Origin of the sequence: Micromonospora sp. B11E3, assembly GCF_039871625.1 — a bacterium.
Classification (GTDB): Bacteria; Actinomycetota; Actinomycetes; order Mycobacteriales; family Micromonosporaceae; genus Micromonospora.
In genome coordinates this window covers 1-4,827 of sequence record NZ_JBDPMC010000163.1, presented here as the reverse complement: position 1 = coordinate 4,827, position 4,827 = coordinate 1, and the positions used below count along the sequence as shown (strand labels likewise).

Genomic DNA, 4,827 nt, shown 5'->3' with positions numbered 1-4,827 from the left:
CATCACGGCCTTCGGTTGTGAGTCATGTTCTTCTTTGGCGAGACGACATGATCACCGAAGGCCGTCTTCGTGTCCACCCACGACAGCGCGAAACATCAGGCCAGAGAGCCGAAGGTTAAAAAACAAGACTAGCGGCTCAGGCGGCGAGCCAGGCCCAGCAGGATGTCTTCCGCGAGCGCAGTCGCGGCAAACGGCGATGTCGCCGAGTCCGCGGTCCGGTCGTTCACCGTCGACGCTCGTCAGGTCAGCTCGATGACGGGCCGGGTCAGGATTTCGTCGGCGTGACCGTCGTTGGAGGCAAGCCACTCGCCGAACTCCTTGTCGCAGTCCGAGCTCCTCGGGGCCGGTCGGCCGCCACAGGGTCATCGTCTCGGCCACCGCGGCACTCCTTCCTGGCCAGCGCAGGAAACCGGCTGGCCCACGACGTGGACCAGCCGGTTTCCGCCTTAACTTGAGCCGTACCGGCCAGTCGAAGCCAAACTGCCGGGCGGCTTCCGCGCTCCCGCTGGTCGGCATTGCCGGTGGCGCGCCGAAAACCCGCCGAGACGGTCACCGCTGCACCCCGCCACCCGACCAGTCGGCGCCCCGCCACCACACAATTTCCGCTGACGTCGCGGCGGATGAGCCGGGCGCCGTCAGCGTCCTAGATGTCGGGTTCGATGGTTCCGCCGGCACCGACGGTGGCGAGTTCGCCTTCGGCGTCCCACGTCAGCGTCTGGCTGCCCGCCTTGGCTGCGTCGCACACGTTCGTATTGGTGCCCGACGGCCGGCAGGTGGTGTTGCCGCTGGCGTCGTCACTCCTCATCAACCGTTGCATCTGCCCGTTGCAGAGTGTCAGTAACGACTGCCCCCACTTCAGCCGGAAGGGCGGTCCGGGTAAACCCAGAGCGGCAACGCTGCAGGGCGCCCCGGACCGCCCTTACGGCCACCACCCGTTGTTCTGCGTCCTGGACAACACCCGAGAGGCGCTGTCCGGGCTGTTGCGCCGGGGTCGGGTCGGGTCGAACACCACCGCGGATCACATCACCGTCCGCGACGCCGCCCTCCGATCGTTGCGCAGCTCGGCATGAACACCTTCTTCTCGGTGGGGGTGGCGACCACCGAACCGATCCGGGACGCGATCCGGGACGCCGTCGGCCAACCCGAAGGGTGGGTGCCGGCCCTGCGGGCCACCAGATCCGCCTCTACGACGGCTGACCAACAGGCTTCACCGTCTCACGGCCGTCATGCCCTTGACGTAGTGGGCCTTCACCTTGTCCGGGGTGAGCGCGCGATCGTAGACGGCGACCTCGGACATCCATCCGCCGAAGCGGTTCGCCGCGTCATCCCCTCGTGCCCCGATCTTCAGCGAGGCAGCCCCGTCGGTCGGCACCCGGCTGATCGGCACGGATGCGCGCTCGGTGCCGTCGAGATAGACCTTGAGCGTCGAGCCGTCGAAGACGGACACCAGGTGGTGCCAGCCCCACTGCAACACGGGGGCACCGACCGGACCGGTGGTGGACAGGGAATCCGAGAGGTTCATCGCCGCCGGCCGGTTCTTCGCACCCAGGCGCAGGAGGTACCCGTTACGGGCGGGCGAGTCGTACTTCTCCAGCACGCCCTGGTCGCCGCCCTCCCGGACATAGACCCATGCCTCCAGGGCATAGGGGCCGGTCAGGCTCAGGCTTGCCGAGTCGGGTACCTCGATGTAGCCGCCCTCAAGGCTCATCGACCGGCTGTTCCCATCGGCCAGCGGCCCCGGCTGGCCCTGGATCACGGATCCCCGGACGACCCCGTTGTTGCCGTGCCCTGACCTGTCGAGCACTGTCGCGCCGCTGTCGTCGAGCCGCCAGTAACCGACGGCGCCGTCGGCCCGCACCAGGTCGGCGTAGGTCCCGGGAGCCAGCCTGGCCACCGTCACGGTCGTGGTGAACGCCCTCGGCTCCCCGCCATCCGGGCGGGCGGTCATGACGATCCGGTAGTCACCCGGCGCCGCATTCTCCGGGACCGAGACGCGCGTGCGGACCTGCTGCCAAGCGAGCCCGTTCCTGGCGTTGCGGGTGAACAGGATCTGCTCGGACGGTGGCGTCCATCCGTTCGGAAGGTCCACCGAGATCCGGCCCTGGACGACTGCGGTCCCGGACATCTCGACGAGCATCCCGAGATCAGTCGTCGTCCCCGGGGCAACCATGGTCGCCAGTTCGGTCGCAACGACCTGCGCCCGGGACAGTTGGCCCACTTGAACGCGCGACACCGTAGCTCGAACGGTCGTCGTCCCTGTGCCCGGTACCGTCACGGCGTCGCCCTCGACGGCGACTGCCGCGCCGTTGGCGGTTGCGGCCTCCAGCCGGTAGCCGGCCGGCAGTCGTAGGTGCAGCTTGACCTGCTGGAGCCTGGGGCGACCCGCCGCGGTGGGCGGGGGCGTCACCGTGGCTTCGATCGTGCCCTGGGCAACGGCCGAGGTGATGGAGTAGGTCACCGGGCCGAACAAGGTCGGCAGTTTGGTGACCCCGACAGTCTGGCCGTCGGACAGCCACGGCTTGGGCGTTGCCGGCGCGAGGTCGAGCTCGGTCGGCACACCAGCGGCGTCGAGGGTCTCGTTGACGAGCATCCCCCGCAGCGCCTTGAGGTACGTGGCGTTGTTCGGTGACAGGGGTGCCCGGAACTGGGAGCGGTAGTACTCCATCGGGCACGGCGCAACGGTTTCGCCCTCGCCCCCGATGAAGGTGTTGCGGGTGAAGCCCTGGGCGAGCATGCCGTAGAACGTCAACCCGATCCGATCGGCATCACCGATCTGGTCGAGGTACTTGAGGTAGGACCAGCCGTACTGCTGGTCGACGCCGCTCGAGCGGTAACCGTCCGCTGCGGGCCACGGGCCAGCAGGGCGGGTCTGGCACGCCTCGACCGGCTCACCGCTGAGATTGAACCGGGTGAGCCCGAGGAACGTGGCGCCGTGCTTGTTGAGGAAGGTCGTCAGCCCCTGCCCGACAGGGCTGTCGAGATCGATCAAGCCGCTGCCCAGGGCGTACGGCATGATGAGGTTCCAGTAGCTGCCCTGCGGTGAGTTCGTGATCATCCCGGCTGGGTCGAAGTCGTTCGGCTCGAGCAGCGCAACGGGCACGAAGACCGAGCCGTCGGGCAACTGGGTCTTGCTCCGGTCGATCGCGGCGAGGGTCGCGGCGCGTAGCCCGTCTGCCTGTGCGGTGAAGGCGGCCGCGTCGTCGGGGTGGCCGATGAGACGCAGGACGACACCCATGTCGCGCAGGCCACGCCACACGTCTGCCTGGTGGTGGATGCCGTGAGCCCGTGCGCTGTTGTCGGAATAGAGGCTCGTCTTGGCGAGCAGCCCGTTGGGGTCGTTGCTCCGCTGGGCTGCGATGTCGTTGAGCCACGCCTTGAAGGTGTCCAGGTGGGCCGTGATGAGTGTGGAGTCTCCGGTCTGGAGGTGGTACCTCGCGGCCGCCTGGAGCTTGATGCCCCGCTCCCAGGTCGTGAACCCGTCAAGGTACTGCCCCCGAACGAGGAACTCGTCCATCGTCTGCCGGGTGCGCGGCACGTAGCCGAAGTCGCCGAGCGACCCCACCGTGGCCACCACCTCGGGGATCCATGCGAACTTCGGGTCGTCGGGCAGCTCGTAGCCGTTGCCGATCGTGAGGTTGTAGCCCATGACGAGGTTGGTCAGCAGCATGGACCGCATGGCGTCGGCGGCGTACTTCTCCGGAATCTGCACCCCACTCCCGGTGTCGAGCTGGCCCTTCCAGTAGGCGATCATCTGTGCCCGCCTGGCGTCGTATCCGCTCTTGTCCATGACGACCGTCCCGAGCGCCTGGGGCTGGTTCATCATGAGCAGGTGGACCTCCGCCGGGCCCTTGCTGAGGTCGAGGGTGTAGGTCAGATCCGGTGCGTTCCACGCAGCTTGGCCACTGTAGGCGAGCGCGAGCTTGTCGCCCACCTTGAGGTTGTTCTCGGCAGCCACGGCCCCGGCGACGTACATGCCGTTCAGGTTGACGCGGAGCGTGGCCGACGTCTGGCCGGAGTTCCCCGGCCGGACGATGAAGCGGATCATGCTCATGAGCCGAGCGGAGCCGGAGAACCGGGTGACGTAGGACTCCCGTTCATAGGTCCGTCCCTGGCGGTCGGTGTAGTGGTTCTGCAGCACCGGCTGGTAGCCATCGGCGAGCGTCGGCTCGTCAAGCCTGGTCTCGGCCGACCCGTAGAGTTCGGTCCCGTCGCCGACGTAGAACTTGACCCACTGCCGAGTCCGCCCGTCGGCGAAGTCCGAGTTGATCTGGCTGCCGTCGGTGAAGTGGAAGCTGAAGTCCCGTTGCGCGCTGAAGTTCTTGAGGTCCGGCATCGGGTATGTCAATGGAAGGTTGTTCCACCGGGTGTCGTGCCAGAAGTCGTCGCCGTGGTTGGCCGGTACGAGAAGGTCCCGCATGTTTGCCATCGTCGGGCCGTCAGGCAGCGCCATGAGCTGCTCGCCCCACGTGTCGGCCCCTTGCCGCAGGGCCGCTTGGACGCGCTGGACGTATCCGTCGGGGAACGCCGGCTGATCTGGACGACCGATTGGCCCGTCAGGCATGGCGTCTCCAGCTGACGGCCCGGCCGCAGCCCGGGGTGAAGCCGGCGCCGCCGCTGTAACCGGCGCCAGGACGACTCCCCCGGCCGCGAGACAAGCCACCAGGAGTGCAGCCGCCCATCGGTTCGTACGTGGTCTAGCAGCAACGCCGCTCGGTTAAGGCGTTGTGGCGGCTGTCGAGGGGTGTGTCGCTCAGGCAAACAGAAGCGGAGTTCCGGTATTGAGGTGAGTCACTCCAAGAAACCCTCGAGACCAGGAACTCCGCTTTG

The 4,827-nt window shown here is 67.6% G+C and carries 2 protein-coding genes; both read right to left on the bottom strand.

Annotated elements, in window-relative coordinates; all coding sequences use genetic code 11:
* Positions 1-643 precede the first annotated feature (643 nt).
* Positions 644-805, bottom strand: a complete 162-nt coding sequence (locus ABGB16_RS33175; RefSeq protein ID WP_347672011.1) for a hypothetical protein — start codon at positions 803-805, stop codon at positions 644-646.
* Between the two features lie 402 nt (positions 806-1,207).
* The gene (locus ABGB16_RS33170) at positions 1,208-4,417 is read right to left on the bottom strand and encodes a LamG-like jellyroll fold domain-containing protein (RefSeq protein WP_347672010.1); all 3,210 of its coding nucleotides are present in this window, start codon (positions 4,415-4,417) and stop codon (positions 1,208-1,210) included.
* Between the last annotated feature and the right edge of the window lie 410 nt (positions 4,418-4,827).